The sequence below is a fragment of the Sphingomonas mangrovi genome, assembly GCF_047975845.1.
Classification (GTDB): domain Bacteria; phylum Pseudomonadota; class Alphaproteobacteria; order Sphingomonadales; family Sphingomonadaceae; genus Sphingomonas.
The window spans coordinates 47,879-74,615 of sequence record NZ_JBIUCZ010000002.1 but is presented as its reverse complement, the minus strand read 5'-3'; the positions used below and the strand labels follow the sequence as shown (position 1 = coordinate 74,615).

The following is a 26,737-nucleotide window of genomic DNA, read 5'->3' as shown; positions in this document are numbered from 1 at the left end:
TCACCGACCGGTCGATCCGAAGCCGCCGCTGCCGCGAACGGTGTCGTCGAGGTGCGTCACCTCCTCAAGCGCAGCATGCAGCACCGGGGCAGGCACCAGCTGGGCGATGCGCTCGCCGCGACGCACCGCGAACGACTCCTGGCCCAGATTGGCGAGGATCACCTTCACCTCGCCGCGATAGTCGCTGTCGATCGTGCCGGGCGTGTTGAGGCAGGTGACGCCGTGCTTGAGCGCCAAGCCCGACCTGGGGCGGACCTGCACCTCGTACCCCGACGGAATCGCGAGCGCGAAGCCGGTCGCGACCGCGTGGCGGGCGCCGGGGGCTAGATCGCAGTCCTCGGCCGCCACCACGTCCATTCCGGCAGCGCCCGCGGTGGCATAGGCCGGCAGCGGCAGGTCGCGGCCGTGATCGAGCCGCAGCACGGCGATGCGGATCGACGCGGCGCTCACCGGTCGGCCTGCAGCGCGGCGAGCATGCGCGTGGTCGCCGACAGCACTTCGGGGTCGTTGAGGATGGCGTTGCCGCGGCCCGGGAGCACCCGATAGTCGGTCGCGATCCCGCGCAGCGCCAGCGCCTCGGCATAGCCGCGCGAGAATTTCGGCGGGGTGATCGGATCGTCCGCGCCGACCAGCAGCGCCGCCTTGGTCTGGGGGCGGATCCCGCCGACGGTCATCAGCGGGTCCAGGCTGTCCGCAGCCGCTTGAAACGACGTGCCCGGCATCCGCTTCTCCATATGCTTGCGCCATTCCGGCAGCATGCACGGGCAGGCGGCGAGCACCATGCCGTCGATCAGCTTGGGGCGCAATCCGGCGAGGTCCGCGGCGATCGCGGCACCGCCGCCGTCGCCCACCAGCACGGTCGGCACGTCGGGATAGCGCGTGCGCCCTGCCTCGATCCGGTCGGCGAAGTGGGTGATGCGGTCGCGGGTAAAGCCGCGGCTGGCCGCCGTCGCCGGGTCGCTGCCGCCGCGGATCGGCTGTGTGAGGGTGATCACGCGCGTGCCCGGCGCTGCCGCGGCAAGCTCGCGGGCGAAGCGATCGTCGTCCTCGGTCGCCTCGGCCATGTCGTGGCGGAGGACATAGACCAGCGTCCGCACCGAACGGCCGCTGGCGCCGAACCCATTCTCCTGAATCCGCGAGGTCGTGCCGGTGCGCGGGAGCGGACGCGATTCGCCACCGGCGCAGCCCGCCAGCACGACGCCCAGCGCGACGGGGAGCAGGCTATGCCAGCGCATGTGCGATCCGTTCTGCCAGCCGTTCTGCCACCACGTCCTTGTCCATTCGCTCCCAACTTTCCACGCCGTCCGCGGTCACCAGATGGATCGCGTTGGCGGTGCCGCCCATCACGTCGCCGGATACGTCGTTGGCGACAATCCAGTCTGCGCCCTTCCGTGCGCGCTTCCCGGCGGCATGTTCGATCACGTCGTGCGTCTCGGCTGCGAAGCCGATCAGCAGGCGCGGCCGCTGCGCGCTCCGCGCCAGCGTCGCGAGGATGTCGGGGTTGGGCACCAGCGCCAGCCGATCGGCCATGTCGCCCTTCGCCACCTTCCGCGGTGCGGCATCGACCCGCCAGTCGGCCACCGCCGCCACCATCACCGCGGCATCGGCCGGCAGCGCAGCCTCGACGGCGTCGGCCATCTCGCGTGCGCTCTCGACATCGACGCGCGTCGTGCCGGCCGGGGTGGGGAGCGTCACCGGACCCGACACCAGCGTCACCCGAGCGCCCAACCGCGCCAGCGCGCCGGCGATGGCATAGCCCTGCCGCCCGGAGGAGCGGTTGGCGATATAGCGCACCGGATCGATCGCCTCGTGGGTCGGGCCGGCGGTCACCAGCACGTGCCGGCCGGCCAGCGGCGCGGACGCAGGCGCGAGCGCACGCTCGATCGCGGCGAGGATCGCGGTCGGCTCGGGCAGGCGGCCCGGGCCGTACTCGCCGCAGGCCATCGCCCCCTCGTCCGGCTCCAGCACCGTCACCCCGTCGCGGCGCAGCTGCGCCACGTTGCGCACGGTGGCGGCGTGCTGCCACATGCGCACGTTCATCGCCGGGGCGGCGAGCACCGGCTTGTCGGTGGCGAGCAGCAGCGTGGTGGCGAGATCGTCGGCAATTCCGGCCGTCATCCGCGCGAGCAGGTCGGCGGTAGCCGGGGCGACCACCACCAGGTCCGCTTCGCGGCTGAGCTGGATGTGGCCCATCTCGGCCTCGTCCTTCAGGTCCCACAGGCTGGTGTGGACCGGCGCCTCGGACAGGGCGGCGAGCGTCATCGGCGTCACGAACTGCGCGCCGCCGTCGGTCAGCACGCAGCGCACCGCGATGCCGGCCTTGCGGCACAGCCGGATCAGCTCGCATGCCTTGTAGGCGGCGATGCCGCCTCCGACGATCAGCAGGATGCGCTTCATCGCGTGATCCTCTGCACCCGAACCCGCCGCCTGTCGAGCAACGCGCGGGTGAGGTCGCGCAAGCCGTCGGGCAGGAAGACGAGCCCGACCAGCAGCAGCGGACACACCAGCAACACCCAGTAGAAGGTGTCCGGGCGCGCGAAGACCCCGATCAGTGCGGCATAGGCGAAGCTGGTGACGGCCACGCGCAGGCCGGCCGGATCGTCCCACAGCCCCCAGCCGATCAACGCCAGCGCGACCAGCGGTGCCCCCAGCCATAGCGGGAACAGCTCGAGCGCGGTAGCGCTGGTCACGGAGCGCACGAACAGGCCGAAGCCCTGCATCCCCAGCCATCCCGGCGAGGCGCGGTCGAGCGGCCCGACGACCTGCGCCACGGCATAGGCGTGGCAGAGTACCGCCACCGCCAGCACGCCCAGCCCGGCGCCCCAGCCGAGCGCCTCGCGCCGCCGTCCCTCCGCCACCGCGAGCAGCAGCATCAACAGCGGGTAGAGTGCCGCCGTCTCGCGGATCAGCGTCGCCATCGTCGCGACCGCCACCGCCTCGATCCACCGATCGTCGCGGCGAAGCCCCAGCGACAGTGCGATGAGCAGCCCCGCCCAGATATCGTGGAGCATCTGCAGCCCGGGCTGGACGAAGACGAGCATCCCCCCGAGCAGCAGGATGAGCGCGACGATGCGCGGCGCCGGCCGCGCGAACGCACCGCCCAGTCGCCGCATCCACGCATAGCCGGTCGCCAGCGCGAGCAGCATCGCGGCGGCGAACGGCGCTCCGTCGGGAAGCGCCGCCTCGATCGTCGCGAGGGTCGGCATGCGAAAGGTCACGAACGGCTTGAGCGCATAGCCGTCGGCCCGAAGCGCATCGGCCGCGGCGTCATAATAGCCTTTGCCGCCGCGGATGCCGGCGATCACGCTTTCGTAGAGCGCGAGGTCGGTCTGCCCGCCGGGAGGTGCCGCGGGGCGCGGCGGCGTGACCAGCGCGGTGAACGACGCCAGCACCAGCAGCAGCGTGAACAGCGCCGTCAGCATCGCGAGCGTGGCGCCCAGTCCCGCGGCGCGGCTCGGGCGGGCCAGCCACAGCGGGTGGACGGGCCGCGCCATCAGCTGGCGAGCAGCGTCGCCGCTACCGCGATCGCCGCACTCGCTGCCGCCACCGCCACATAGCGCCAGCCGCCGCCGACGCGCACCACCTCGATCTCGCGAAGCGGCGGGGCGGGGGGCGCCCCGCCGGGCGTCGGATAGCGTGCTTCCAGGTTGCGGATCAGCTGCGGCAGCCGCGCGAAGGTGCGCAGGTCGGTGACGATGCGGTCGGCGATCGCCGCTTCGGGGCCCAGCTCGTCGCGGATCCAGCCGCGCACGAACGGCGCCGCCGTCTCCCACAGGTTGATGTCGGGATCGAGTCCGGTCGCCACGCCCTCCACCATCACCATCGTCTTCTGCAGCAGCAGCAGATGCGGCTGGGTCTGCATGTCGAAGTCGCGGGTGATGTTGAACAGGCTCTCCAGCATCATGCCGACCGACATGTCCTTGACCGCCAGCCCGCGCATCGGCTCGCCGACCGCACGCAGCGCCGTCGCGAATTCGGCGACATTGTGGTGCGCCGGCACATAGCCCGCCTCGAAATGGATCTCGGCCACGCGGCGGTAGTTGCCGGTGATCAGCCCGTAGAGGATCTCGGCCAGCCACACGCGCGCGCGGCGGTCGATCCGGCCCATGATGCCGAAGTCGATCGCGCAGATGCGCCCGTCCGGCAGCGCGAACAGGTTCCCCTGGTGCATGTCGGCGTGGAAGAAGCCCTCGGCGATCGCCTGGCGCAGGAACGCCTGCACCAGCTTCCTCGCCATTGCCGGCAGGTCGTGGCCCGCTTTGATCAGCGCAGGCCGGTTCGACAGCTTGATGCCATCGATCCACTCGGTGGTGAGCACCCGGCTGGTGGTGCGCTGCCAGTCGACTTCGGGCACGGTGAAGTCCGGCTCCGCCTGCATCGCCTCGGCCAGTTCGGAAGCCGAGGCCGCCTCGCGTCGCAGGTCGAGCTCGCGCGCGGTCCAGCGCTTCATCGTCTCGATGACGAGGCGGGGGCGCAGTCGCTTAAGCTCGCCGCCATAGGCCTCGAGCTGGGCTGCGGCCCATTCGTAGGTGTCGATCGCCTGGCCGAACTCGTGCTCGACGCCGGGGCGCAGCACCTTGACCGCAACGGTGCGGCCGTCGGTGGTGACCGCGCGATGGACCTGTGCGATCGACGCGGCGCCGACGGGCGCTTCCTCGATCTCGGCGAACACGCTCTCGATCGGTCGGCCGAGCCCCGCTTCGAGCGCAGGGCGAATCACGCTCCACGGCAGCGGCGGCAGCGCATCCTGCAGCGCGAGCAGATCGTGCGCCGGGCCCTCACCGACGAGGTCGGGACGAGTCGCGAGCGTCTGGCCGAGCTTGATCGCCGCCGGGCCGAGCGACTGCAACGCCTGCGCATAGCGCGGCACCCTCGGTACGAACGCACCGATTCGCAGCAAGTGTGCGACGCGACGAAGGCCCGGCGGCGTGTTCGGGTCGCGTTCGAGCCCGCGTAGCGCGCCGTGACGCGCCAGCGTGCGGCCCCACTTCCAGAGGCGCCAGAGATGCGTGGCGGTAGCGGTCATGCCCGATCCTCGGAGCAGCGGGGCAGGGCGCTCAGATCTTCCACCCGCTGTGGATCGCGACGAGGCCGCCGAGCAGCGGTTCGACCTGGGTGCGCACGAAGCCGGCCTCGCCGATCATGCGTTCGAAGGTCGGCATGTCGGGGAAGCGGCGAATCGATTCGATCAGATAGCGATAGCTGTCCTCGTCGTTGGCGAGCAGCTTGCCGAGTTTGGGCACCAGCTTGTGCGAATAGGCGTCGTATACTTCCGCGAAGCCCGGCCACTGGGTGGTGGAGAACTCCAGGCAGAAGAAGCGCCCGCCGCGACGCAGCACGCGATGCGCTTCCCGCAGCGCCGCCGGAATGTCGGTCACGTTCCGGATGCCGAACGCGATGGTGTAGGCATCGAAGAAGCGGTCGGGGAACTGGAGCACTTCGGCGTTCGCCTCGGTCCACACCAGCCCGTCGATGCCGCGCTGCTGCGCGCGCCCCATGCCGACTTCCAGCATCGCCGGGTTGATGTCGGCGACGGTGATCGACGCGCCCTTGGCTGCCATGCGGAAGGCGATGTCGCCGGTGCCGCCGGCCATGTCGAGCACCTGCTCGCCGGGCCGCGGCTTCACCCGCCGGACGAAGCGGTCCTTCCACAGCCGATGCATGCCGCCCGACATGGCGTCGTTCATCAGATCGTAGCGCGAGGCGACGTTGGCGAAGACGTCGCCGACGCGGCGGGTCTTCTCCTCGGGCGCGACTTCTTGATAGCCGAACGAGACGGTGTTGGACGGAGCGGTGCTGGTCATGCCAGCGCCTTAGCCAAGGCTTGTTCCCCGGGCAAACCCTGCCTAGCTCCGAGCGATCATGCCCGAGCTTCCCGAAGTCGAAACCACCGTCCGCGGGCTGCGTCCCGTGCTGGAGGGGCAGCGCATCGCCCGCGTCGTCCCCCGCCGCGCCGACCTGCGCCGCGCGATCCCCGAGGATCTGGGCCAGCGGCTCACCGGCGCGCGGGTGACCGCGCTCGGCCGCCGCGCCAAATACGGCCTGATCGACACCGACCGCGGCGACACGCTGGTGTTCCACCTGGGCATGTCGGGGCGCTGGCGAGTCGATCCGAGCGAACTGTTGCCGCACGACCATCTGCTGATCGATACCGAGGCCGGGCGGGCGCTGGCGCTCAACGATCCGCGCCGCTTCGGATCGCTCGACCTGCTGCGCACCGAGTCGCTGGGCGAATGGCCGCCGTTCCGTGCGCTGGGGCCCGAACCGCTCGGCCCCGACTTCACCGGTGCGCATCTGGTGCAGGCGTTCGCGGGGCGAATCGCCCCGGTGAAGGCGCTGCTGCTCGACCAGCGGATCGTTGCCGGACTCGGCAACATCTATGTCTGCGAGGCGCTGAACCTCGCGCGGATCGCCCCGACGCGGCCCGCCGGGCAGATCGCGCGGGCGCGGCTCGACCGGCTGGTGGAGGCGGTGCGCGGCGTGCTGCTCGCCGCGATCGAGGCGGGCGGGTCGACGCTGCGCGACTACGCGCGGCCCGACGGCGAACTGGGCTATTTCTCCAAGCAGTGGCGCGTCTATGGCCGCGAAGGCGAGACGTGCCCGTGCGGGGGAACGGTCGAGCGGCGCGTCGACGGGGGGCGTTCGACCTTCTGGTGTCGCCGCTGTCAGCGCTGAAAGCTTGACGTTTCGGGCGCTCCGCGGTAGGGGCGCCGCTTTCCCGGGCCGTGGACTATCTGCGCCCGTTCAGCAGCACAGGATCAGGACGGCATGGCGAACACGCCACAGGCGAAGAAGCGTATCCGGCGCAACGAGCGTCGCGCGGAAATCAACGGCGCGCGGGTCAGCCGCATCCGCACCTTCATCAAGAAGGTCGAAGCGGCGCTGGCATCGGGCGACCGCGAAGCGGCGTCTGCCGCGCTGACCGCCGCGCAGCCGGAGCTGGCACGTGGCGTCGCCAAGGGCGTGCTCCACAAGAACACCGCGTCGCGCAAGTTCGCGCGCCTGACCAAGGCGGTTTCGGCGCTCGCCTGAGCCCATCCGCCGACGGATCGAAAAAGGGCCTCGCCGGGATGTCGGCGGGGCCCTTTTTTCGTGCCCGATCGCCAGCCGGATGGGACGAATCAAGTACGTTTCGACAACCCGCGGAGAAGTCACGGAATTGTCACGATTCGAGCGGCGCCGAAACCAAACAAAGCCGCTAAGTATCTGTTATCATTGTGGAACATCGGGAATTCGCGGATTTCCGAGGGTTCGGGATGTCAATGCTCTATATTATTTTTTTGCCGCGCCCCGGCTCTTGATCTTGGTTCGCCGGCCTTCCTAAACATGCCCCACGCCCCGGCTTCGGGGCACGAGTGTCGCGTGATTTCGCGAACGGTCCCGGCCGTTGAGGCCAGGCTGCCGTTTGAGCTTATCGCTAGGTGAGAGGACAGGCTGAAGGCGGTGCTTTCGGCCGGGGGAGAGGTGTGTTCGCGTGACGGGAACGGGGAAAGGCACAGCAGTCGTGGAAGCCGCGTGGGGACGCGTGCGCCACAACCTGCGCCTGTCGGCCGGGCAGCGGCTGTTCGATCGCTGGCTCAAGCCGATGGTGCTGCTCTCCGACAGCGACGGCGACATGGTGCGCCTGGGGCTGCCGTCGGCGTTCATGACCAACTGGGTCAAGAGCCACTACGCCGACCGCCTGCTGTTCGAGTTTCGCGCCCAGCTGCCCGAAGTCCGCACCGTTTCGATCGAGACCGCGAGCACGCTGGAGCCGGCGCGCAAGCTGACCGGCGAATCGATCGCCGCGGCGACGCCGGTCGCCGGCGCGACGCTGCTCGGCGATGCCGATTCGATCGAGGCTGCACCCCAGCCGGTGGCGGCGCAGCCGATCGCCGCGCCGGAGCGCTCGCAGTTCGACCCACGCTTCACCTTCGACCGATTCGTCTCGCATGATTCGAACCGCGTGGCGGTCAACGCGTCGCGGCTGCTCGCCGAGCCGGGCGTGCCGCGGTTCAGCCCGCTCTACCTTCACAGCGGCACCGGCCAGGGCAAGACCCACCTGATGCACGCGATCGGCCACGCGTTCCTGGCGGCCAACCCGCAGGCGACGGCGATCTACATGCCGGCCGAGCGCTTCATGTTCGAGTTCGTGAGCGCGGTGCGCGCACGCGACACCCACAGCTTCAAGGCACGGCTGCGCGCCGTCGACCTGCTGATGATCGACGACCTCCAGTTCGTCGCCGGCAAGGACGCGACGCAGGAGGAGTGCTTCCACACCGTCAACGCGTTCATGGACGCCGGCAAGCGGCTGGTGATCGCCTGCGACCGCAGCCCGCAGCTGCTCGACGGCGTCGAGGGCCGGCTGGTGTCGCGTCTCGGCGCCGGGCTCGTCGCCGACATCAAGGCGCCGGCGCTGGAACTGCGCCATGCGATCCTGGAGCAGCGGCTGGCCGAGAACCCGGCGGTGAGCGTGCCGGCCGACGTGCTCGACCTGCTCGCGACTCGCATCCACGGCAGCGTTCGGGAGCTGGAGGGCGCGTTCAACCGCGTCGTCGCCTATGCGCAGCTGATCGAGCAGCCGGTGACGCTCGACTTCGCGGTCCAGACCCTCGGCGAGATGCTGCAGGGGCCGAAGAAGCGGATCACCATCGACGACATCCAGCGCGCGGTCTCCACGCACTTCGAGCTGAAGCAGCTCGACCTGGTCTCCGCGCGCCGCGCGGTGGCGATCGCCCGCCCGCGCCAGATCGCCATGTATCTCGCCAAGCGGCTGACCAGCCGCTCGCTGCCGGAGATCGGCCGCAAGTTCGGCAACCGCGACCATTCGACCGTGATCCACGCGGTGAAGCGGATCGAGTCGCTGCGCGGCCTGGACGGCGAGATCGACGGCGCGATCCGCCAGCTGACCCGCCAGCTCGAAGGCGCGTGAGCGGGGCGGGCGGGCGCGTGCCGCCCGCGCCTCATCGCCGCGAGGTCGGCCGGCTGCGCAGGTCGTCCAGCGCGTCGGCATTGTCGCGGCCCCAGGCGTAGAGCAGCTCGACCGGCTCGACGAATCGCGCGCCGAGCGGCGTCAGCCGATATTCGACCGCGGGCGGAATCGTGCCTTGGACATGGCGGGTGATCAGCCCGCTGCCCTCCATCTCGCGCAGCGTCTGGGTCAGCATCTTCTTCGAGATGCCGGGCAGGCTGCGCTGCAACACCCCCGTGCGCGCCGCACCGGCGTGGCGAACGGACAGCGTGTGCAGCACCATGCTCGTCCATTTGGTCGCGAACAGCTCCAGCACGCGCCGCGGCGCGCAGTCTTCGCGCCATTCCCGCTCGTCGCTGCCAGCCTCCATGCTGGGTACCTCCTGGTGCCTATGTCCCCGAATGGTGCCGTCTAGAAGCCGGCCGCGCGCTTGCCTAGCTGGAGCGCCGAACGACGAAGGACATGGATATGGTGAAGACGGCTTTGGTGGTGGGCGCGAGCGGCATCATCGGCAGCGCGACGGCGGAGCTGCTGCTGGCGGACGGGTGGCGCGTGTATGGGCTAGCACGGCGACCGGGTGCGCAGCCGGGGATCGTGCCGATCGCGGCGGACCTCACCGATCCGGCCGGCACCGCGGCGGCGCTCGCCGAGGTGCACCCGGACGCGGTGTTCGTCACCACCTGGGCGCGGCAGGACAGCGAGGCCGAGAACATCCGCGTCAACGGCGCGATCGTGCGCAACCTGCTCGCCGCGCTGCCGCCCGCGACCGGGCCGCGCCACGTCGCACTGGTGACCGGGCTCAAACACTATCTCGGGCCGTTCGAGGCCTATGGCAAAGGCGTGCTGCCGCAGACGCCGTTCAGGGAGGAACAGGGCCGGATCGACGTCGAAAACTTCTATTATGCGCAGGAGGACGAGGTGTTCGCGGCGGCGGCGCGCGACGGCTTCTCGTGGAGCGTCCACCGGCCGCACACCGTGATCGGCAAGGCGGTCGGCAACGCGATGAACATGGGCACGACGCTGGCGGTCTATGCGACGCTGTGCCGCGAGACCGGGCGGCCGTTCCGCTTCCCGGGATCGACGGCGCAGTGGGAGGGGCTCACCGACATGACCGACGCGCGGCTGCTCGCGCGGCAGCTGCTGTGGGCGGCGACCACCCCGGAGGCGCGCAACGAAGCGTTCAACGTCGTCAACGGCGACGTCTTCCGCTGGAAGTGGATGTGGGCGCGGATCGCCGGGTGGTTCGGGCTGGAGCCGGCGCCGTTCGACGGCAGCGTCCAGCCACTGGAGGTGCAGATGGCCGGGGACGCGCCGCTCTGGCGCACGATCGCCGAGCGCGAGGGGCTGGCCGAGCCCGACCTCGCCCGGCTCGCGTCGCCCTGGCACACCGATGCCGATCTCGGCCGACCGATCGAGGTGGTCACCGACATGGGCAAGAGCCGCCGGCTGGGCTTCACCGCCTATCAGCCGAGCGATCAGGCGTTCTTCGATCTGTTCGAGCGGCTGCGCGCCGACCGGCTGATCCCGTAAGCAGCGTCAGACCTGGAGGCCGAGCGCGTTCTGAGCGGCGCGCAGCGTGGGAGCGGCGAGGGCGGACGCCCTGCCGGCCCCCTTGGCGAGCGTCGCGCCCACCGTGGCGGGATCGTCGAGCAGCCGGACCAGCCGCTCGCGAATCGGGCCGAGCACCGACACCGCCAAATCGGCAAGCGCCGGCTTGAACGCCCCGAAGCCCTGGCCGGCGAACTGTTCGACCACCGCCTGCGGGGTCGTGTCGGCGAGGGCTGCGTAGATGGTGACGAGGTTGCGCGCCTCGGCACGGCCGGCCAGCGCGTCGAACGACTCGGGCAGCGGATCCGGATCGGTCCGCGCCTTGCGGAACTTGGCGGCGATGGTGTCGTCGTCGTCGATCAGGTTGATGCGACTCATGTCCGACGGATCGGACTTCGACATCTTCGCCGATCCGTCGCGCAGGCTCATGATGCGCGGCGCGGCGGCCGAGATCAGCGGCTCGGGCAGCGGGAACAGCTCGACGCCGAAGTCGGTGTTGAACTTGGTGGCGATGTCGCGCGCCAGCTCGAGATGCTGCTTCTGGTCCTCGCCCACCGGTACGTGCGTCGCCTGGTAGGCGAGCACGTCGGCGGCCTGCAGCACGGGATAGGTGAACAGGCCGACGCTCGCGCCTTCGCGGTTCTTGCCGGCCTTGTCCTTCCACTGGGTCATGCGGTTGAGCCAGCCCATGCGCGCGGTGCCGAGCAGCAGCCAGCACAGCTCGCTGTGGGCGGGAACGCGCGCCTGGTTGAACAGGATCGAACGGTCGGGATCGATGCCCGCGGCGAGCAACGTCGCGGCCATGCCGATGGTGTTGGCCGCCAGCTCCTTGGGATCCTGCGTCACCGTCAGCGCATGGAGATCGGCCAGGAAGAACAGGCAGTCGTCGCCCGGCCGCATCGCGTCCTGCATCGCCACCCACTGCTTGATGGCGCCCAGATAGTTGCCGAGGTGCAGGTTGCCGGTGGTCTGGATGCCGGAGACGACGCGCATGATAGTCCTTATGGTTTAGGCTGCGCGGCGGCGGCGCAGCAGGGCTTTGACGTCGGAGACGCGGAAGGCGCCGGTGACGAAGCAGGCCAGTCCATAGATGGCGCAACCCGTCCCGACCAGCACGACCAGCGCGCCGTAGCGCATCGCCATCGGCCCGCCGAGATAGGGATCGAGCAGCCAGTCGAGACCCAGGAGCGCCGCGCCCATCAGCAGCGCGGCGAGCGCGAGGCGGGGAATGCGGCGGCGAAGCTGCGCGTCGACCGCGAAGTGCCCGCGCGCGCGCAGCGTGCGGTAGAGCATCACGACGTTGACGGTGGAGGCGAGCGCGGTGGCGAGCGGCGGGCCGACATGGCCGATCAGCGGGATCAGCACGATGTTGGCGGCGATGTTCACTGCGACCGACCAGATCGCATAGCGCACCGGCGTTCGGGTATCCTGCCGCGCGTAATAGCCGGGTGTCAGCACCTTCACGAGCACGTAGGACGGCAGGCCGACCGAGAAGCCGGCGAGCGCCCAAGCGCAGGCGCGGGTGTCGACGGCATCGAACTCGCCGTACTGGAACAGCCCCCGCACGATCGGTTCGGCCGCGACGATCAGCGCGACCATCGCCGGCAGGGTGAGGAACAGCGCCAGCTCGGTACCGCGGTTCTGCGTCTCCATCGCCTCCGCCTCGCGCCCGGCGCCGAGCAGCCGCGAAATGGTGGGGAGGAGGATGGTGCCCAGGCCGATGCCGATCAGCCCCAGCGGCAGCTGGTTCAGCCGATCGGCGTAGTAGATGTACGACAGCGAGCCCGAGGCGAGCAGGCCGCCGGCGAGCGCGCTGGAGATGAGCAGGTTGATCTGCGACGCGCCGGCGCCGGCGGCGGCGGGCAGGATCAGCTTCATCAGCCGGCGCACCTCGGGATCGAGCCGCGGCAGGCGCGGGCGCAGCGACACGCCCGACCGGCGGCAGGCCAGCGCCAGCCAGCCGAGTTGGAGCAGCCCGCCGACCGGCACCGCGATCGCCTGCGCGCGTGCGGTCTCGTACGGGTCGCCGTTGAAGAAGACGAGGGCGACGACCATCGCGATGTTGAGCAGGATCGGCGCGGCGGCGTTGATCCAGAATTTGTCGAGCGAGTTGAGGATGCCGCCCAGCAGGGAGGCGAGCGAGATCAGCATCAGATAGGGGATGGTGATCCGCGACAGCTCGACCGCGAAGGCGAACTGCTCGCGGCTCGCGCCGTTGAAGCCCAGCGACATCGCCCAGGTGATCGGCCAGGCGGCGATCAGCATCAGCGCGGTGAAGCCCAGCAGCGCCGCAAACAGCACCGAGAGGGCGCGTTCGGCGAAGTCGAGCCCGGCCGACAGTTCTCCCGTCTCGCCCACCGTGCGGTTGAACATCGGGATGAACGCGGCGTTGAACGCGCCTTCGGCGAACAGCGCGCGGAACATGTTGGGCAATCGGAAGGCGATGGTGAAGGCGTCGGAGGCGAAGCTCGCGCCGACGTAGCGCGCCTGGAGCGAGTCGCGGACGAGCGCGAGTACCCGGCTGGCGAGCGTGAGCCCGCCGACCGAGCCGAGCGTGCGGACGAGCTTCATCGCCGGTCAGTCGTCCGCACGGTCCGGATCAGGCGTGGCCGATGGTGCCGGTGGCGTTGCCCGACAGCTCGCCCGCGGCGGCAGCGGCCTGCTGCATGTAGAGCGCGCCGAAGTCGATCGGCTCGAGCATCAGCGGCGGGAAGCCGCCGTCGCGGACCGCATCGGCGAGCACGCGGCGCGCGAACGGGAAGATGATGCGCGGCGCTTCGGCGAGCAGGAACGGCTGGAGGTGCTCTTCCGGGATGTTGCGCAGCCCGAACAGCCCGGCATAGCTCAGCTCGATCAGATAGAGCGCCTGGCCGTCGACTTCCGCGCGCGCCTCGACCTTCAGGACGACCTCGTGGATGTCGTCGCCGACCGTGGTGGCGCCGATGTTGAACTGGACGTCGAGCTTGGGCTGGCCCTGCGCCTGGTAGATCGCCGGCGCATTGGGGTTCTCGAACGACAGGTCCTTCACATACTGCGACAGCACGCCGACCTGCGGCTGGGTGTCGGCACCGTTGGCGAAGGGCTCGCCGGTCGCGGCGTCGTTCTGCTCGTCCATGAGAAATTCCCTGCTGAAGGATAGCTTCGCGGCGGCCCGCGTTTTCGGCTCGGCGCCTAGCAGGCGATCGGCGCCAGTTCAACGGCGGCGCCCGCGCGACGGCCGGTGCTGCGGACCGGCCGCAGCCATTTGAAACCGGGCCGGCTTGCGCCTATGTTACGGGCGTTAGATTTGGGAGGCGAAGTGCTGATCGTTGTTCTTCTCGGGATGGTCGCGGGGTTCCTCGCGCTGCGTCTGTACGCGGTGCTGGGCAAGCGTACCGGCCACGAACAGCCCTTGCCCCGCGCGGCCGAGGAGCGCGTCGGCATGCCGCCCGCGCCGCGCACCATCGACGTGCAGCCGGAGCCGCGCGACATCGCCCAGCGCTATGTCGAACCCGCGGCCGAGAACGGCCTGCGCGCGATCGTCGCGGCGAGCCCGACCTTCGACGTCGCCGAGTTCCTCGACGGCGCCAAGTCCGCCTATCGGATGATCCTGGAGGCGTTCTGGAAGGGCGATCGCGAGACGCTCGAGTGGCTCACCGAGGCCGAGGTGCAGGCTGCGTTCGGCGATGCGATCGCGGCGCGCGAGACTGCCGGCCACACGCTGGACAACCGGCTGGTGTCGATCGAGAAGGCGGTGATCGCCGACGCGAACGTCGCGGCCGGCATCGCCCGCATCACCGTCCGCTTCGACGCCGACATCGCCGCCGTCACCCGCGATGCCGAAGGCCAGGTGGTCGCCGGCTCGCTGACCGACGCGGTCGAGACGCACGACGTCTGGACCTTCGCGCGGGCGCTCAAGAGCGGCGACCCGAACTGGAAGCTTTCCGACACCGACGAGGCGTGACCTCGATGCGGATGTGGGGGGCGGCAGCACTGGCCGTGCTGCTGGCGGGCTGTTCGAGCACGATCGTGCCGCGCGGCGTCGAGACGAATGCGCCATCGGCCCGGCCGTCGGCGGGGCGGCCTTCGGCAGGGCGACCCTCGTCTGGCGCGCTGCCGGTGCGCCAGCCGGTCGCGGCGACGCCGATCGCCCCCGTTGCCGTGGCGCCTGCCGTGGGTGCCGTGACCGCGCTCACGTCGGGGGTGGCCGCAGGACCGACCGCGCTGCCGCTGACGCGCGAAAGCGCCGAGCGTGCGCTGGGTGCCTTCCGGATCAGCTGCCCTTCGCTGGTGCGGCGCACCGATGCCAGCGGTCTGACCCGCCCAGGCGACTGGACCGCCACCTGCGCCGCGGCTGCCTCGGTGCCCGCAGGCGGCGCGATGCAGTTCTTCGCGACGCAGTTCGAGCCGGTCCAGGTCGGCGAGGGCCGCGCCTTCGCCACCGGCTATTTCGAGCCGGAGATCGCCGGCTCGCGTCGTCGCGAGCGTGGCTACGACGTGCCGATCTATGCGAAGCCCGACGACCTGATCGAGGTCGACCTGGGGCTGTTCTCCACCGACCTGAAGAGCAAGCGCATCCGCGGCCGTGTCCAGGGCAGCGGCTTCGTTCCCTATTACGACCGCACCCAGATCGAGGAAGGCGCGCTCGCCAACCGCGGGCTGGAGATCGGCTGGGCGGCGGACCCGATCGAGTTCTTCTTCCTTCAGGTCCAGGGCTCGGGCCGGCTGCGGCTGCCCGACGGATCGGTGATGCGGATCGGCTACGCCAGCCAGAACGGCCGCGACTATACCGGCATCGGCAAGCTGATGAAGGACCGCGGGCTGCTCGGGCCCGGACAGTCGTCGATGCAGGGCATCGTCGCCTGGCTGCGCGCGCACCCCGCCGAAGGCCGCGCGATCATGCGCGAAAACAAGAGCTTCGTCTTCTTCCGCGAGCTGACGGGACCGGGGCCGCTCGGCGCGATGGGGCTGCCGGTGACCGGCGGCGGCAGCGTCGCCGCCGATCCCAAGTTCGTGCCGCTGGGCGCGCCGGTGTTCCTGTCGATGGACCGCACCGATGCTACGGGACTGTGGGTGGCGCAGGACACCGGCGGCGCGATCAAGGGGGCCAACCGCTTCGACACCTTCTGGGGCGCCGGTGAGGAGGCCCGGGCGATCGCGGGCGGGATGTCCGCGCGCGGCACCGCCTTTGTGCTGCTGCCGCGCGGCGTGCTGGCGCGGCTGAACGCAGGGCGCGGTGGCCGGGCGACGCCTTAGCGACCGCGAGTCGGCGCTGTGGGCGCAGGTGACGGCCGGCATCCGGCCGCTGCGCCCGGCTCCCGCCAAGCTTAAGCTGCCGCCGGCGCCCCCGGAAGCGAAGCCCGCCAAGCCGCCGCAACCGACTCGGCTGCCGGGCGCCGCGCCGCGGCCGGTGGTCGCGCCCCCGCGCGCGGCATCCAACCTGCTCGACGGCAGCTGGGATCGCCGGATTGCTCGCGGGCTGGTGTCGCCCGACAGCACCACCGACCTCCACGGCCACAGCCTCGCCTCGGCGCATGCGCTGCTCGATCGCGCGCTGGAGCAGGCGATCGCACGCGGGGATCGCGTGCTGCTGCTGGTGACTGGCCGCGCACCGCGACCCGAAGCCGAGCGGCCGTTCGCGCGCGGCGCGATCCGCGCGGCGATCGGCGACTGGCTGGCGGGATCGCGTCACGCCGATCGGATCGCCGCGGTCCGCAACGCCCATCCGCGCCACGGCGGCGGCGGCGCGCTCTATGTCGTTTTGCGGAGGCCGGGCGTTCGCGGGCGCTGAAATTTAACCGTTTGCGTGTCATTACACCCAAAATGACAGGTAAAGGGAGGCGTCGGGGTTGTTGCACGCGAAGTCGCTCAAGCGTCGCGCGGTCGTGTTCGCCGTCTGGGCGGGCGCGGTGTCCTTCCTCCTGGCGCTGCTCGCGACCACCCAGGGCCAGCTCGACGCGCTGACCGCATCGAGTGCGCTGATCCCCGCGGTGGTCTGTGCCACCATGTGCTGGGCCTCGGCGGAGAAGCATGTCTCCACCACGGCCGGTGCCGTTGACGACGCGATCCTGCGGCTCAGCAAGGCGAGTCGCGGCGATCTGCAGAGCGCGATCCCGCGCACGGTCTGGTCGAGCGTGCCGAGCCTCGCACGGGCGATGCAGGCGTTGTTCGAACAGCTGCGCGAGACTCTGGCCGCGGTCGAGCGTGCGGCGCGGATCGACGGCGTCACCGAACTCGCCAACCGCTCGCACTTCCAGAAGCTGGTGGAGGTCCGGTTGGAGCGGCTCGCGCGGCGCACGCCCCGGACGCCGGCGGCGCTGTTGTTCGTCGATCTGGACCGGTTCAAGGCGGTCAACGACACCTACGGCCATGCCATCGGCGACCTGCTGCTCGCGCAGGTAGGGCAGCGGCTGCAGCAGGGGGCGGCGCATCTGTCCGGCGACTCGGCCGACGAGCAGCCGATCGTCGGGCGACTGGGCGGCGACGAGTTCACCATCCTGCTGAGCGGCGAGGCCGCGCGCGAGCCGCAGCGCGCCGCACTCGGCATCAAGGCCGTGCTCGACGTGCCGCATCGCATTTCGGGCCAGGAGGTGCATGCCGGCGCCTCGATCGGTATCGCGCGCTGGCCGGAGCACGGCACCACGCTGGTCGAGCTGACCCGCGCCGCCGACGCCGCAATGTACGCGGTGAAAGGCGAGGAGCGCGGACAGGTCCATTGCTTCGACGGCGAACTGGCGGCGGCGATGGCGGCGCGCACCTCGCTGGAGCAGCAACTGCGCGACGGCATCGATCGCGACGAGTTCGGGCTGGTGTTCCAGCCGCAGGTGAGTGCGGCGACCGGCGCGCCCGCGGGCGTGGAGGCGCTGCTGCGCTGGTGGCATCCCGACGGGGTGCGGTTGCCCGCCGATTTCCTCGCCTGTGCCGAGGAGACCGGGCTGATCGTCGAGATCGGCGATCGGATCGTGCAGCAGGTGGCGGAGACCGTCGCCCGCTGGCACGCGCGCGGCATCCGCCATCGGCTGAGCGTCAACATCAGCGCGCGCGAACTCGACCACGCCAGCTTCGTGCGCAAGCTGCGTGACGCGATCGCGGCGGCAGGCGCGCCCGCGGCGATGCTCGAACTGGAGCTCAAGGAGGCGCTGCTGATGCGCTGCGGCGAGGATGCGCTCGACGCGGTCACGCTGCTGCGCGGCGACGGTGCGAGCATCGCGATCGACGATTTCGGCACCGGCTATTCGAGCATCGCGCGGCTGCGCGCGCTGCCGATCGACCGGGTGAAGCTCGACAAGAGCCTGACGTTGGAGGTGGGCGAGAGCGTCGAGGCGCGTGCGATCGCCCAGGCGATCATCGGGCTGGTGCACGGGCTGGGCTGCGTCGCGGTGGGCGAGGGGATCGAGAACCCCGATCAGGCGGCGGTGCTGCGCGGCATCGGCTGCGACGTGCTGCAGGGCTATGCCGTCGCCGCGCCGATGGCCGAGGAGGCGCTGCTCGACTGGATGACGGCGCGGTCGTGCGAGGCGCCGCCGTCCGGTCAGCCGGCGAACACGCTCCGCGCCAGCGTCGCGTAGATCGCCTGCAGCGTCCGCAGGTCCGCCACCGCCACCGCCTCGTCGAGCTTGTGCATCGTCGCGTTGAGTAGCCCGAACTCGACGGTCGGACACAACCGCGACAGGAAGCGCGCGTCGGAGGTGCCGCCGGTGGTCGACAGCTCCGGAGTGAGGCCGGTGTGCGCGTGGATCGCCGCCGCGATCCGGTCCGAAAAGTCGCCGGGCGGGGTGAGGAACGCCTCGCCCGAAACCCGCCCGAGCACGTTCGCATTCGGGGCATGACGCGCCACGATCGTGCGGACCTGCTCGACCAGCGCTTCGCCGCGGTGCCGGTCGTTGAAGCGGATCGACAGCCGCGCGGTGGCGCGGCCGGGGATCACATTGGTCGCGGGGTTGCCGACGCCCAGGTCGGTCGTCTCGATGTTCGACGGCTGGAACCAGTAGGTGCCCTCGTCGAGCACCAGCGCGTCGATCTCGGCGAGCGCGGCGACCAGCCGCGGGATCGGATTGTCGGCGAGGTGGGGGTAGGCGACGTGGCCCTGATGGCCGGTCACCTCGATCCAGATGTTGACCGATCCGCGCCGGCCGATCTTGACCATGTCGCCCAGCCGCGTGGTGGAGGTGGGCTCGCCGACCAGGCACAGGTCGGGGGCGAGGCCGCGTTCGGCCATGCGGTCGATGATCGCGCGGGTGCCGAACACCGCCGGCCCTTCCTCGTCGCCGGTGATCAGTAGCGACAGCGCGCCCGTCTCCGCCGGCACCTCGGCACAGGCGGCGGCGAAGGCGGCGATCGCGCCCTTCATGTCGACGGCGCCGCGACCGTAGACCAGCCCGTTGCGCTCCTCGCCCGAGAAGGGGCCTGCGCTCCAGCCCTCGCCGGGCGGCACCACGTCGAGGTGGCCGGCGAAGGCAAGGTGCGGCCCGCCGGTGCCGCGCACCGCGATCAGGTTCTCGACCGGACCGTCGGGTGCCTCGCCGCACACGAATCGGTCGACCGCGAAGCCGATCGGCCGCAGCGCCGCCTCCAGCACGTCGAACACCGCGCCGCGGGCGGGGGTGACGCTCTCGGCCGCGATCAGTGCCTTGGTAAGTTCGACGACGTCTGCCACGCTGGTCCCCCGAATTGGTGGAGGCGGCATTGCCCAAGCTCGATCTCGATACAATCCCGCAGACGAACGCCACCGGCTATCCGGAGCCGTTCGGAGAGGCCGTGGCCGAGCGCTGGTACCGGCGTCTGGCGCCGGCGGCGGGGCTGGAGGACTTCGGCGTCAGCCACGTCGTGCTGCGCCCCGGCGCTTGGTCGTCGCAACGCCACTGGCACGAGGGCGAGGACGAGTTCGTCGCGATCCTGTCGGGCGAGGCGGTGCTGGTCGACGATTCGGGCGAGACGGTAATGCGCGCCGGCGATTGTGCGGCGTTCCCGAAGAACGACGGCAACGGCCACGTCCTCCAGAACCGCAGCGCCGCCGACTGCGTGTTCGTCGCGGTAGGGCGGCCGGCTACGACGCCGTGCCATTACCCGGACATCGACATGCTGCTGGTGCCGGGGGAGGGGTATCGCGTCGGGAAGAACTCGTCATCCTGATGAGGGCAGTGAACCTCAGCCGCTCGTCGCCGGGTGTTCGAACCGCTCGATCACCCATTCCTCTTCCTGCGCGGCGGCGATCCAGTCCTGCATCCAGCGGTGGGAGAGCACGGCGTGCATGTATGCGGCGGCGAAGGGCGGCACGGGAATCGAATAGGTGACGAGGCGGGTGACCACGGGCGCATACATCGCGTCGACCGCCCCGAACTCACCGAACAGGAACTCGCCGGTGCCGCCGTATCGCGCGCGCGCCTGGGCCCACAGCTCGAGCATGCGGGTGATGTCGTGCACCACGTCGTTGTCGAGCCGGGCGGGCGGATGGATCTGGCGGATGTTCATGCTGTGCTTGCGGCGCAGCGCGGCGAAGCCGGAGTGCATCTCGGCCGCCATCGATCGCGCCATCGCCCGCGCCGCCGGATCGGTCGGCCAGAAACGGTCGCCGCCCGACTTCTCGTTGAGATATTCGACGATGGCGAGGCTGTCCCACACCACCACCTCGCCGTCCCACAGGATCGGCACCTTGCCGGACGAGGGGGCGAACTCGTCGCCCGCGCGGCGCCGGTCCCACTCCGCATCGTAGAGCGGCACCACGACTTCCTCGAACGGAAGGCCGGAGAGCTTGGCGGCGAGCCAGCCGCGCAGCGACCAGGAGGAATAGGCCTTGTTGCCGAGGATGAGCTTGAGCATGGCCGCGGTCTAGCGCGCAACGCGGCGGAGCGGAACCGGTGCGCGCCAATTCCGTTCGCGTAACGATGGCCGACGATTCCGAAGACAGCGACCCGAAGAGCGTCTGCGACGTGCTCGACCGGCTGAAGGAACTGGGCGAGAAGGCGGGTGACGACGAGGCGAAGCTGGGGTCGGCGCTGGAGGCGCTGGGGCATCGCGCCTACGGCCCCTTCTTCATCGTCCTGCCGCTGATCGAGATGTCGCCGATCGGCGGCATCCCAGGGCTGCCGACGACGCTGGCTCTGGTGCTGGCGCTGCTCGCGGTCCAGCTGCTGCTCGGGCGCGAGGACCTTTGGCTGCCGGGCTTCCTCGCGAAACGCGGGCTGGAGGGCAGGAAGCTGGTGGCGGCGGCGGACAAGATGCGGCCGTTCGGCGCGTGGCTGGACCGCTGGTTCCACGGCCGACTGCCGGCGCTCACCAAGGGGCCGATGATCCGCGTCGCCGCCGCCGCGATCCTGGTGCTCTGCGCGACCGTCCCGCCGCTCGAACTGCTGCCGTTCGCGAGCACGCTGCCGATGCTCGCGATCCTGGCGTTCGGCCTCGCGCTGCTGGTACGCGACGGGCTGCTGATGGCGATCGCGTGCGTGCTGTCGGTGGCGGCGGTCGGCGGCGGGCTCGGCTGGTTCGTGAGCCGCGGCGGGGAGGGCGGCTGAGCCTCTCCGCGGTCGCGCTCTACCCGAGGTCGATCAGCCGATCGCCTCGACCACCGCCGCGCGCAGTTCGGGGATGCCCATGCCCTTTTCGCTCGACGTGGCGAGCACTTCCGGATGGGCGGCGGGACGCTTGCGGGCCTCCGCGACGGTCGCGGCGTGGACGGCGGCGAGTTCGCTCGCCTTGATCTTGTCGGCCTTGGTCAGGACCATGCGATAGCTGACCGCCGCCTTGTCGAGCATCTCCAGCATCTCGCGGTCGACGTCCTTGACGCCGTGGCGCGAGTCGATCAGCACCAGCGTCCGCTTGAGCACCACGCGCCCGCGCAGGAAGTCGTTCACCAGATAGCGCCACTTGCGGACCACGTCCTTGGGCGCCTTGGCGAAGCCGTAGCCCGGCATGTCGACCAGACGGAAGCGCAGCGGATCGCCCACGTCGAAGAAGTTCAGCTCCTGCGTGCGGCCCGGCGTCACCGAGGTGCGCGCCAGGCTGTTGCGGCCGGTGAGCGCGTTCAGCAGCGACGACTTGCCGACGTTGGAGCGGCCGGCGAACGCGATCTCCGGCACCGCCGGGTCGGGCAGGTGCTGGAGCGCGGGGGCCGAGCGCAGGAAGGCGATCGGCCCGGCGAACAGCTTGCGCGCCGCCTCGATCGCTTCCGCGTCGATCGCCTCGATCGGGGCGGTGACGTCGCTCACTTCGCGGCCGACGCCTTGAGGCCCGGGTGGCGGGAATAGAGCAACTGCTGCTGCGCCACCGTGAGCAGGTTGGAGGTGATCCAGTAGACCTGCAGGCCGACCGCGAACGGCGCCATGATGAACATCATCACCCACGGCATCAGGCCGAACACCTGCTTCTGCGCCGGGTCCATCGCCTGCGGGTTGAGCCGGAACTGGAAGTACATCGAGACGCCCAGCAGGATCGGGATCACGCCGATCGCCAGGAAGCCCGGCGGGGTGAACGGCAGCAGGCCGAAGAGGTTGACCGGCGTCATCGGATCGGGTGCCGACAGGTCCTTGATCCAGCCGACGAACGGCTGATGGCGCATTTCAATGGTGAGCATCAGCACCTTGTAGAGCGCGTAGAACACCGGGATCTGGAGCAGCGTCGGCAGGCAGCCCGCGACCGGGTTCACCTTCTCCTGCTTGTACAGCCCCATCATCTCCTGCTGGAGACGCGGCTTGTCGTCCTTGTAGCGCTCCTGCAGCACCTTCAGCTTGGGCTGGAGCGCGCGCATCGCGGCCATCGACGCGAACTGGCGCTGCGCGATCGGGAACATCAGCAGGCGGATCGTCAGCGTCAGCAGGATGATCGCGACGCCGAAGTTCTGGACCATGCGGAACAGCCAGTCGAGATAGGCGAAGATCGGCTTCTCGACGATGCCGAACCAGCCCCAGTCGATCGCGTTGCCGAACTGGGTGATGCCGGCATCCTCGTAACGGTCGAGCAGGTCGACTTCCTTGGCGCCGGCGAAGAAGCGCGCCGTCGAGACGATCTGCTGCCCCGATTTCACTTCGCGCGGTTGTGCTGGCTGGAAGTCTGCTTGGTAGTTGGAAGATGGCTTGCGGAAGCCAGCCTTAACCGCCGTTCCCTGATCCGGAATCAGGGCAGTGAGCCAATACTTGTCGGTAAAGCCAAGCCAGCTGCCGGTCGAGTTGAAGTAGTTTTCCCCGGCCTGGGCTGTGGTTCCAAAAAGGCGAGAAAAGAAACCCGGACGCTCGCCGTCCAAGTTTGCATACTCCATATCGTAATTCACGCCGTTCCCAAACACGCCGATCGGACCCGAATGGATCGTCCACGTGTCGTGATCGGCTCCTGCTCCGCTGCGAGATAGCAGCCCGTAGGTCGCCGCCTGTACCGGCTGCGGGCCGCCGTTGCCCAGCGTCTGGCGGACGGTGAACATGTAGCCGTCGTCGACCGCGATCTGGATCGCGTAGCGCTGGCCGCCGACCTGGGTGGTGAGCGTAACGGGCGTGGCGGGGGTCAGGCGCGTGCCGTTCGCCTGCCAGACGGTGTCGGCACCCGGCGCCTGCACGCCGTTGCCCGACCAGCCGAAGGTTGCGAAATAAGCGTCGCCCGTGCCCGAGGGCGACAGGATGCGGATCGGATCGCTGTTCTTCGCGATCGTCTCGTTGTGGCGGGTGAGCACCAGATCGTCGATGCGCGCGCCCTTGAGGTTGATCGAGCCCTTCAGCCGCGGGGTGTCGATCAGCACACGCGGCGTTTCGCGCAGCACGAGCCGACGGTCGCGCGTGGCCGCCGGAGAATCGGCGGTGGGATCGGCGCCCGGGTTGGCGACGGGCTGGCTCTTGCCGTCGACGATCTTGGTCGCGGGCGGATTGGCCGCCGGGAAGAAATAGCTGGCGAGCGGTTGCCACCCGAACAGGATCACCGCGGCCAGAACCGCGAAGAGGACGAAGTTCTTCTGGTCGTTCTTCACCGACTAATCCCTGTGTGCTCGGTCATGGGACCGGATCGTGGCCGTGGCCGCCCCACGGATGACAGCGCGCGATCCGTCGCGCTGCAAGCCAGCTGCCCTTGAGCGCGCCATAGCGGCCAAGCGCCTCGATTGCATAGGCCGAACAGCTGGGGCTGAAGCGGCAGCTGGGCGGCAGGATAACCGAAGGACCCAGCTGCCAGCCGCGCGCGATCAGGATCAGCAGCCGCGCGATCACCGCGGCAGGCCGGAACGGGAGGGGAGAGCTGGGGGGCTCACCGCGTCACCTTGCGCAGCGCCTTGGCGAGCTCGGTCTTCAGCGCCTCGTACGGGCGCTCGATCGCGGCGGTGCGGCCGATCAGCACGTGGTCCGCACCGGCGATTCCCGCCTCGGGCAGCACCTCGCGCGCGAGCGCACGGAAGCGCCGCTTCACCCGGTTGCGGGCGACGGCGTTGCCGACCTTCTTGGATACGGTGATGCCGATCCGCATCGTCGGATCGGCATCGTCGCGCGCGCGTACCAGCAGCACGAAGCCCGGCATCGGCGCGCGCTTGCCCCCGTTCGCGGCGAGATACTCGCTGCGACGGGTAAGGCGGGTCAGGCCGACAGCTTCTTGCGGCCGCGGTTGCGACGGGCGCGAATCACCTTGCGGCCGCCCGGCGTCGCCATGCGAGTCCGGAAGCCGTGGCGACGCGTGCGCACCAGGTTGCTCGGCTGAAAGGTCCGCTTCATCACTCATTCCCCGGGATATCGAACGTCTACAATAACGGAAAAAGCCGCCCGGAACGGCGGCCATGTGCCCGCAGCCCATAGGCAAGCCGCCCTTCCAAGTCAACGCGGCTGTACCGTGGGGAAGCGCAGAGCCCATGACGGCGATGTGGGGCTTGTGTGTTGCCGGCGCAAGACACGTGCGCTGTTCCCCTCGGCCCGAAACCGGCTATGCAGAGCGGCGGGGACAGGGGGCAGGCATGGTCGCGATCGTATCGACGGCGGCGTATCTGGGGCTCGAGACGCGCGCGGTGGAGGCGCAGGTGCAGCTGGCGCCCGGCCTGCCTGCATTCGTCGTGGTTGGGCTCGCGGACAAGGCGGTGGGGGAGAGTCGCGAGCGGGTACGCGCCGCCATCGCTGCCATCGGCCTTTCGCTGCCGCCCAAGCGAATCACCGTCAACCTCTCGCCCGCCGACCTGCCCAAGGAAGGATCGCACTACGACCTGCCGATCGCGCTGGGGCTGCTCGCGGCGATGGGCGCGGTCGATGCCGAGACGCTTTCCGAATATCTCGTCGTCGGCGAACTCGGACTCGACGGGCGCATCGCCGCCACGCCCGGTGTGCTGCTTGCGGCGCTCCACGCCTCCGAGCGCGGACTCGGGCTGATCTGTCCGGCATCGCAGGGCGCAGAGGCGGCGTGGGCGGGGGGCGGGATCGTCGCCGCACCCGATCTGATCGCGCTGCTCAACCACCTCAAGGGCACGCAGCTGCTGCCCGACCCGGTACCCGGGGAGGCGGAAGAAGCGGTGCTTGGACCCGACCTGCGCCGGGTAAAGGGGCAGGAGACCGCCAAGCGCGCGCTGGAGATCGCGGCGGCGGGCGGGCACAACCTGCTAATAGTAAATTAGGCTACACCGCTCCATATTGAGGTATGGACGTCGTTATCTACGTGCGCTGGTCGTCGGCCGAGCAGGGCAAGGGCAGCACGCTGAAGCGCCAGGAGGGCGAGTGTCGGCGCTATGCCGCCGTCAGAGGCTGGAACGTCGTCGACATGATCGTGGACGATGGGGTCAGCGCGTTCCGGGGACAGAACTCGCTCCAAGGCGGGCTGTCCAAGTTCATCGCCGACATGGAAGCAGGCCTGCACCCGTCCGGCATCGTTCTTCTTGTCGAGAAGCTGGATCGTCTGTCCCGCCAGAACGTGCGGGCGGTGGTCTCCTGGGTGCTGCGGATCACCGAACTCGGCGTCGTGATCTGCACGGTCGAGGACGGTCGGCAGTACGACGCCGACAACATGGACATGGTCGCCGTGATCGAGGTCGCGGTGAAGGCCGGTGTCGGCAATCTCGAGTCGGTGCACAAGAGCGACCGGGTGGGTGCTGCATGGGCCGAGAAGCGAGAACGTCTTCGGCAGGGTGATCGCACTGTGATGACCCGTCGTGCACCGGGCTGGTTGACGGTGGAGGGATCGCCACCGGCATTCGTCGTCATCAAGGACCGGGCCGAAACCGTGCGGCGCATCTTCGAATGGACGGCCGCTGGTCTGGGCAAGAACCTTATCGCACGCAATCTGAACCTCGAAGGCGTCGCGCCGTTCGGCCGTGCGAACGGGTGGCACGCCAGCTATATTCAGAAGATCCTCTCGTCCCCCGCGGTCCTTGGCGAGTTCCAGCCGGGTAAGAAGCCGAAGGGCGGCACGCGCACGGCGGACGGCGATCCCATCCCCGACTACTATCCGCCGATCATCGACGCCGACCTTCGGGCCCGTGCGCTGGCCAGCATGGCGGGGCGATCTCGGATCGTCATGGGACGTGGGCGGCGCCTGCCGAACCTGTTCGGCGGCCTGGCGAAGTGCGAGTGCGGTGCCCGGATGACCTTCAGGGCGAAGGGCGCGAAGGTCAGAGCCAACGGCGACGTCGTGCGGGAGGACTACCTCGTGTGCGATGCCTACCAGCGTGGCAGAGGCTGCAGGAACCTCAACCACTTCAACTACGAGATCGTCGAGCGCTGCGTTCTGGATGCCGTTCTTGCTCAGGCGATCCAGGACAGGCATTTCGAGGCTCCTGCCGAAGCGCGCCGGATCGAGATCGAGATCGCGGATCGTTCACGCGTTCTCGCGAGGGCGCGCGAACGGGCGGACAACGCGATGGAACTGGCCAGTGAATCCAAGCGGCCCGAGCCCAGGGCGCTCTACCACAGGCTCGTTGCCGAGGCCGACGCGGAGGAGGCGGCGATCGCTCTTCTCCGGAACCAGCTCGTTGCGGCACGAGGCGCGGTCCCGCCTGCCGAGCACGCCCGTCGGATCGAACTGCTGCGTGGCGGGATGACGTCCGACGACGAGAGTGAGCGGCTTGCGGCGCGCATGAAGATCATGGGAGCGCTGCACGACCTCGTGAGCACGATGGTGTTCAGCCGACGCAGCAGGCTCGTCGGTCTGGAACTGAAGAACGAAGCCTATGTGGTCGTCCATCCATACGGCGAAGGGATCACGGCGGGCTACGTCGCCGATCGATTGAGAGACGACGAGCAGTCCGGTTAAGCGTTGCGGTGTCGACGTAGCAGTGGGTTTTGGCATTCCTTCACCATCGCCGGATAGCGCTGGAAAGCT

28 protein-coding genes and 1 pseudogene are annotated in these 26,737 nt (G+C 69.8%); 12 read left to right on the top strand and 17 right to left on the bottom strand.

From position 1 onward, the window contains the following. Genes dut through ACBY01_RS01680 form a run of 6 tightly spaced genes read right to left on the bottom strand, consistent with a single transcriptional unit; the run spans nt 1 to nt 5,804 of the window. Nucleotides 1-450 carry a dUTP diphosphatase gene (gene dut, locus ACBY01_RS01705; RefSeq protein WP_416459039.1) on the bottom strand — a complete coding sequence of 150 codons (450 nt, stop codon included), beginning with the start codon at nt 448-450 and terminating at the stop codon, nt 1-3. Beyond that, the gene (locus ACBY01_RS01700) at nt 447-1,235 is read right to left on the bottom strand and encodes an alpha/beta fold hydrolase (protein WP_416459038.1); all 789 of its coding nucleotides are present in this window, start codon (nt 1,233-1,235) and stop codon (nt 447-449) included. Before ACBY01_RS01700 ends, dut begins: the two co-directional genes overlap by 4 nt. Then, nucleotides 1,222-2,397, bottom strand: a complete 1,176-nt coding sequence (gene coaBC, locus ACBY01_RS01695) for a bifunctional phosphopantothenoylcysteine decarboxylase/phosphopantothenate--cysteine ligase CoaBC (protein ID WP_416459037.1) — start codon at nt 2,395-2,397, stop codon at nt 1,222-1,224. The genes ACBY01_RS01700 and coaBC overlap by 14 nt, the downstream gene beginning before the upstream one ends. Next, nucleotides 2,394-3,494 (bottom strand): hypothetical protein, encoded by a 1,101-nt coding sequence (locus tag ACBY01_RS01690; RefSeq protein ID WP_416459036.1) that lies wholly within the window; start codon nt 3,492-3,494, stop codon nt 2,394-2,396. Before ACBY01_RS01690 ends, coaBC begins: the two co-directional genes overlap by 4 nt. After that, nucleotides 3,494-5,026, bottom strand: coding sequence for a 2-polyprenylphenol 6-hydroxylase (ubiB, locus tag ACBY01_RS01685; protein WP_416459034.1), 1,533 nt, complete (start codon nt 5,024-5,026; stop codon nt 3,494-3,496). Before ubiB ends, ACBY01_RS01690 begins: the two co-directional genes overlap by 1 nt. A 31-nt stretch (nt 5,027-5,057) precedes the next feature. Continuing rightward, nucleotides 5,058-5,804 carry a class I SAM-dependent methyltransferase gene (locus tag ACBY01_RS01680; protein ID WP_416459032.1) on the bottom strand — a complete coding sequence of 249 codons (747 nt, stop codon included), beginning with the start codon at nt 5,802-5,804 and terminating at the stop codon, nt 5,058-5,060. A gap of 58 nt (nt 5,805-5,862) precedes the next feature. Here ACBY01_RS01680 and mutM point away from each other — a divergent pair, with 58 nt between their 5' ends. The 3 genes from mutM (at nt 5,863) to dnaA (ending at nt 8,911) form a co-directional block, all read left to right on the top strand. Next, nucleotides 5,863-6,675, top strand: coding sequence for a bifunctional DNA-formamidopyrimidine glycosylase/DNA-(apurinic or apyrimidinic site) lyase (gene mutM / locus ACBY01_RS01675; RefSeq protein WP_416459030.1), 813 nt, complete (start codon nt 5,863-5,865; stop codon nt 6,673-6,675). A 93-nt stretch (nt 6,676-6,768) separates the two neighbouring features. Next, complete coding sequence (gene rpsT / locus ACBY01_RS01670) at nt 6,769-7,032, top strand: 30S ribosomal protein S20 (RefSeq protein ID WP_416459028.1); 264 nt, start codon at nt 6,769-6,771, stop codon at nt 7,030-7,032. Nucleotides 7,033-7,504: 472 nt separating this feature from the next. Continuing rightward, on the top strand, nt 7,505-8,911 hold the full coding sequence (gene dnaA, locus ACBY01_RS01665) for a chromosomal replication initiator protein DnaA (protein ID WP_416459027.1): 1,407 nt from the start codon (nt 7,505-7,507) through the stop codon (nt 8,909-8,911). Nucleotides 8,912-8,942: 31 nt separating this feature from the next. On the opposite strand, the gene ACBY01_RS01660 is transcribed toward dnaA, so the two are convergent. Then, on the bottom strand, nt 8,943-9,320 hold the full coding sequence (locus tag ACBY01_RS01660; RefSeq protein ID WP_416459025.1) for a winged helix-turn-helix transcriptional regulator: 378 nt from the start codon (nt 9,318-9,320) through the stop codon (nt 8,943-8,945). A 98-nt stretch (nt 9,321-9,418) separates the two neighbouring features. On the opposite strand from ACBY01_RS01660, the gene ACBY01_RS01655 reads away from it, so the two are divergent. Continuing rightward, nucleotides 9,419-10,480, top strand: a complete 1,062-nt coding sequence (locus ACBY01_RS01655) for an SDR family oxidoreductase (RefSeq protein WP_416459023.1) — start codon at nt 9,419-9,421, stop codon at nt 10,478-10,480. 6 nt (nt 10,481-10,486) lie between these two features. Here the strand turns inward: ACBY01_RS01655 and trpS are convergent, their stop codons facing one another. The 3 genes from trpS to secB are packed head-to-tail and all read right to left on the bottom strand — an operon-like array spanning nt 10,487 to nt 13,613. Then, nucleotides 10,487-11,491, bottom strand: a complete 1,005-nt coding sequence (trpS, locus tag ACBY01_RS01650; protein WP_416459022.1) for a tryptophan--tRNA ligase — start codon at nt 11,489-11,491, stop codon at nt 10,487-10,489. Nucleotides 11,492-11,506: 15 nt separating this feature from the next. Next, nucleotides 11,507-13,069 carry a murein biosynthesis integral membrane protein MurJ gene (gene murJ, locus ACBY01_RS01645; RefSeq protein WP_416459021.1) on the bottom strand — a complete coding sequence of 521 codons (1,563 nt, stop codon included), beginning with the start codon at nt 13,067-13,069 and terminating at the stop codon, nt 11,507-11,509. A 28-nt stretch (nt 13,070-13,097) separates the two neighbouring features. Then, on the bottom strand, nt 13,098-13,613 hold the full coding sequence (secB, locus tag ACBY01_RS01640) for a protein-export chaperone SecB (protein WP_416459019.1): 516 nt from the start codon (nt 13,611-13,613) through the stop codon (nt 13,098-13,100). Between the two features lie 183 nt (nt 13,614-13,796). On the opposite strand from secB, the gene ACBY01_RS01635 reads away from it, so the two are divergent. The 4 genes from ACBY01_RS01635 to ACBY01_RS01620 all read left to right on the top strand — a co-directional run bounded on the left by ACBY01_RS01635 (nt 13,797) and on the right by ACBY01_RS01620 (nt 18,045). Continuing rightward, complete coding sequence (locus ACBY01_RS01635; protein WP_416459017.1) at nt 13,797-14,441, top strand: Tim44/TimA family putative adaptor protein; 645 nt, start codon at nt 13,797-13,799, stop codon at nt 14,439-14,441. Between the two features lie 5 nt (nt 14,442-14,446). Next, a complete protein-coding gene (gene mltA / locus ACBY01_RS01630; RefSeq protein WP_416459016.1) occupies nt 14,447-15,733 on the top strand; it encodes a murein transglycosylase A in 1,287 nt (428 codons plus the stop codon). Beyond that, entirely contained in the window at nt 15,714-16,268 is a 555-nt protein-coding gene (locus tag ACBY01_RS01625; protein WP_416459015.1) for a Smr/MutS family protein, read from the top strand. Before mltA ends, ACBY01_RS01625 begins: the two co-directional genes overlap by 20 nt. A gap of 61 nt (nt 16,269-16,329) precedes the next feature. Next, on the top strand, nt 16,330-18,045 hold the full coding sequence (locus tag ACBY01_RS01620) for a putative bifunctional diguanylate cyclase/phosphodiesterase (protein WP_416459014.1): 1,716 nt from the start codon (nt 16,330-16,332) through the stop codon (nt 18,043-18,045). Here the strand turns inward: ACBY01_RS01620 and dapE are convergent. Beyond that, the gene (gene dapE, locus ACBY01_RS01615) at nt 18,009-19,163 is read right to left on the bottom strand and encodes a succinyl-diaminopimelate desuccinylase (RefSeq protein ID WP_416459013.1); all 1,155 of its coding nucleotides are present in this window, start codon (nt 19,161-19,163) and stop codon (nt 18,009-18,011) included. The two genes, ACBY01_RS01620 and dapE, sit on opposite strands and share 37 nt — an antisense overlap. Here dapE and ACBY01_RS01610 point away from each other — a divergent pair. Beyond that, nucleotides 19,163-19,609 (top strand): cupin domain-containing protein, encoded by a 447-nt coding sequence (locus ACBY01_RS01610; protein ID WP_416459012.1) that lies wholly within the window; start codon nt 19,163-19,165, stop codon nt 19,607-19,609. The genes dapE and ACBY01_RS01610 overlap by 1 nt on opposite strands. Before the next feature lie 15 nt (nt 19,610-19,624). Here the strand turns inward: ACBY01_RS01610 and ACBY01_RS01605 are convergent, their stop codons facing one another. After that, nucleotides 19,625-20,296, bottom strand: coding sequence for a glutathione S-transferase family protein (locus ACBY01_RS01605; protein WP_416459010.1), 672 nt, complete (start codon nt 20,294-20,296; stop codon nt 19,625-19,627). Nucleotides 20,297-20,361: 65 nt separating this feature from the next. On the opposite strand from ACBY01_RS01605, the gene ACBY01_RS01600 reads away from it, so the two are divergent. Further along, nucleotides 20,362-20,988 (top strand): exopolysaccharide biosynthesis protein, encoded by a 627-nt coding sequence (locus ACBY01_RS01600; protein WP_416459009.1) that lies wholly within the window; start codon nt 20,362-20,364, stop codon nt 20,986-20,988. 33 nt (nt 20,989-21,021) lie between these two features. On the opposite strand, the gene yihA is transcribed toward ACBY01_RS01600, so the two are convergent. The 5 genes from yihA to rpmH are packed head-to-tail and all read right to left on the bottom strand — an operon-like array spanning nt 21,022 to nt 24,153. Continuing rightward, a complete protein-coding gene (gene yihA / locus ACBY01_RS01595) occupies nt 21,022-21,681 on the bottom strand; it encodes a ribosome biogenesis GTP-binding protein YihA/YsxC (protein ID WP_416459007.1) in 660 nt (219 codons plus the stop codon). Next, nucleotides 21,678-23,423 carry a membrane protein insertase YidC gene (gene yidC / locus ACBY01_RS01590; protein ID WP_416459006.1) on the bottom strand — a complete coding sequence of 582 codons (1,746 nt, stop codon included), beginning with the start codon at nt 23,421-23,423 and terminating at the stop codon, nt 21,678-21,680. Before yidC ends, yihA begins: the two co-directional genes overlap by 4 nt. 22 nt (nt 23,424-23,445) lie before the next feature. Continuing rightward, nucleotides 23,446-23,658 carry a membrane protein insertion efficiency factor YidD gene (gene yidD, locus ACBY01_RS01585; RefSeq protein ID WP_416459005.1) on the bottom strand — a complete coding sequence of 71 codons (213 nt, stop codon included), beginning with the start codon at nt 23,656-23,658 and terminating at the stop codon, nt 23,446-23,448. 37 nt (nt 23,659-23,695) lie between these two features. Then, nucleotides 23,696-24,022: a ribonuclease P protein component gene (rnpA, locus tag ACBY01_RS01580; RefSeq protein WP_416459203.1), complete on the bottom strand. Its 327-nt coding sequence runs from the start codon at nt 24,020-24,022 to the stop codon at nt 23,696-23,698. Continuing rightward, on the bottom strand, nt 24,019-24,153 hold the full coding sequence (gene rpmH, locus ACBY01_RS01575; RefSeq protein WP_416459202.1) for a 50S ribosomal protein L34: 135 nt from the start codon (nt 24,151-24,153) through the stop codon (nt 24,019-24,021). The genes rnpA and rpmH overlap by 4 nt, the downstream gene beginning before the upstream one ends. A gap of 236 nt (nt 24,154-24,389) precedes the next feature. On the opposite strand from rpmH, the pseudogene ACBY01_RS01570 reads away from it, so the two are divergent. Both ACBY01_RS01570 and ACBY01_RS01565 read left to right on the top strand, forming a co-directional pair. Continuing rightward, a pseudogene (locus ACBY01_RS01570) lies at nt 24,390-25,031 on the top strand (magnesium chelatase domain-containing protein); the annotation flags it as partial. A 29-nt stretch (nt 25,032-25,060) separates the two neighbouring features. Continuing rightward, on the top strand, nt 25,061-26,668 hold the full coding sequence (locus ACBY01_RS01565) for a recombinase family protein (protein ID WP_416459004.1): 1,608 nt from the start codon (nt 25,061-25,063) through the stop codon (nt 26,666-26,668). Nucleotides 26,669-26,737: the final 69 nt, after the last annotated feature.

Excerpts from the sequence above, each read along its gene's own strand:
- ACBY01_RS01600 (WP_416459009.1), top strand. The coding sequence starts at position 20,362 with ATGGCCGACGATTCCGAAGACAGCGACCCGAAGAGCGTCTGCGACGTG.
- ACBY01_RS01690 (WP_416459036.1), bottom strand. The coding sequence starts at position 3,494 with ATGGCGCGGCCCGTCCACCCGCTGTGGCTGGCCCGCCCGAGCCGCGCC.
- rpmH (WP_416459202.1), bottom strand. The coding sequence starts at position 24,153 with ATGAAGCGGACCTTTCAGCCGAGCAACCTGGTGCGCACGCGTCGCCAC.
- ACBY01_RS01660 (WP_416459025.1), bottom strand. The coding sequence starts at position 9,320 with ATGGAGGCTGGCAGCGACGAGCGGGAATGGCGCGAAGACTGCGCGCCG.
- dapE (WP_416459013.1), bottom strand. The coding sequence starts at position 19,163 with ATGCCGCCTCCACCAATTCGGGGGACCAGCGTGGCAGACGTCGTCGAA.
- ACBY01_RS01655 (WP_416459023.1), top strand. The coding sequence starts at position 9,419 with ATGGTGAAGACGGCTTTGGTGGTGGGCGCGAGCGGCATCATCGGCAGC.
- mutM (WP_416459030.1), top strand. The coding sequence starts at position 5,863 with ATGCCCGAGCTTCCCGAAGTCGAAACCACCGTCCGCGGGCTGCGTCCC.
- ubiB (WP_416459034.1), bottom strand. The coding sequence starts at position 5,026 with ATGACCGCTACCGCCACGCATCTCTGGCGCCTCTGGAAGTGGGGCCGC.
- rpsT (WP_416459028.1), top strand. The coding sequence starts at position 6,769 with ATGGCGAACACGCCACAGGCGAAGAAGCGTATCCGGCGCAACGAGCGT.
- secB (WP_416459019.1), bottom strand. The coding sequence starts at position 13,613 with ATGGACGAGCAGAACGACGCCGCGACCGGCGAGCCCTTCGCCAACGGT.
- coaBC (WP_416459037.1), bottom strand. The coding sequence starts at position 2,397 with ATGAAGCGCATCCTGCTGATCGTCGGAGGCGGCATCGCCGCCTACAAG.
- ACBY01_RS01700 (WP_416459038.1), bottom strand. The coding sequence starts at position 1,235 with ATGCGCTGGCATAGCCTGCTCCCCGTCGCGCTGGGCGTCGTGCTGGCG.
- ACBY01_RS01605 (WP_416459010.1), bottom strand. The coding sequence starts at position 20,296 with ATGCTCAAGCTCATCCTCGGCAACAAGGCCTATTCCTCCTGGTCGCTG.
- mltA (WP_416459016.1), top strand. The coding sequence starts at position 14,447 with ATGCGGATGTGGGGGGCGGCAGCACTGGCCGTGCTGCTGGCGGGCTGT.
- trpS (WP_416459022.1), bottom strand. The coding sequence starts at position 11,491 with ATGCGCGTCGTCTCCGGCATCCAGACCACCGGCAACCTGCACCTCGGC.
- murJ (WP_416459021.1), bottom strand. The coding sequence starts at position 13,069 with ATGAAGCTCGTCCGCACGCTCGGCTCGGTCGGCGGGCTCACGCTCGCC.
- ACBY01_RS01565 (WP_416459004.1), top strand. The coding sequence starts at position 25,061 with ATGGACGTCGTTATCTACGTGCGCTGGTCGTCGGCCGAGCAGGGCAAG.
- ACBY01_RS01680 (WP_416459032.1), bottom strand. The coding sequence starts at position 5,804 with ATGACCAGCACCGCTCCGTCCAACACCGTCTCGTTCGGCTATCAAGAA.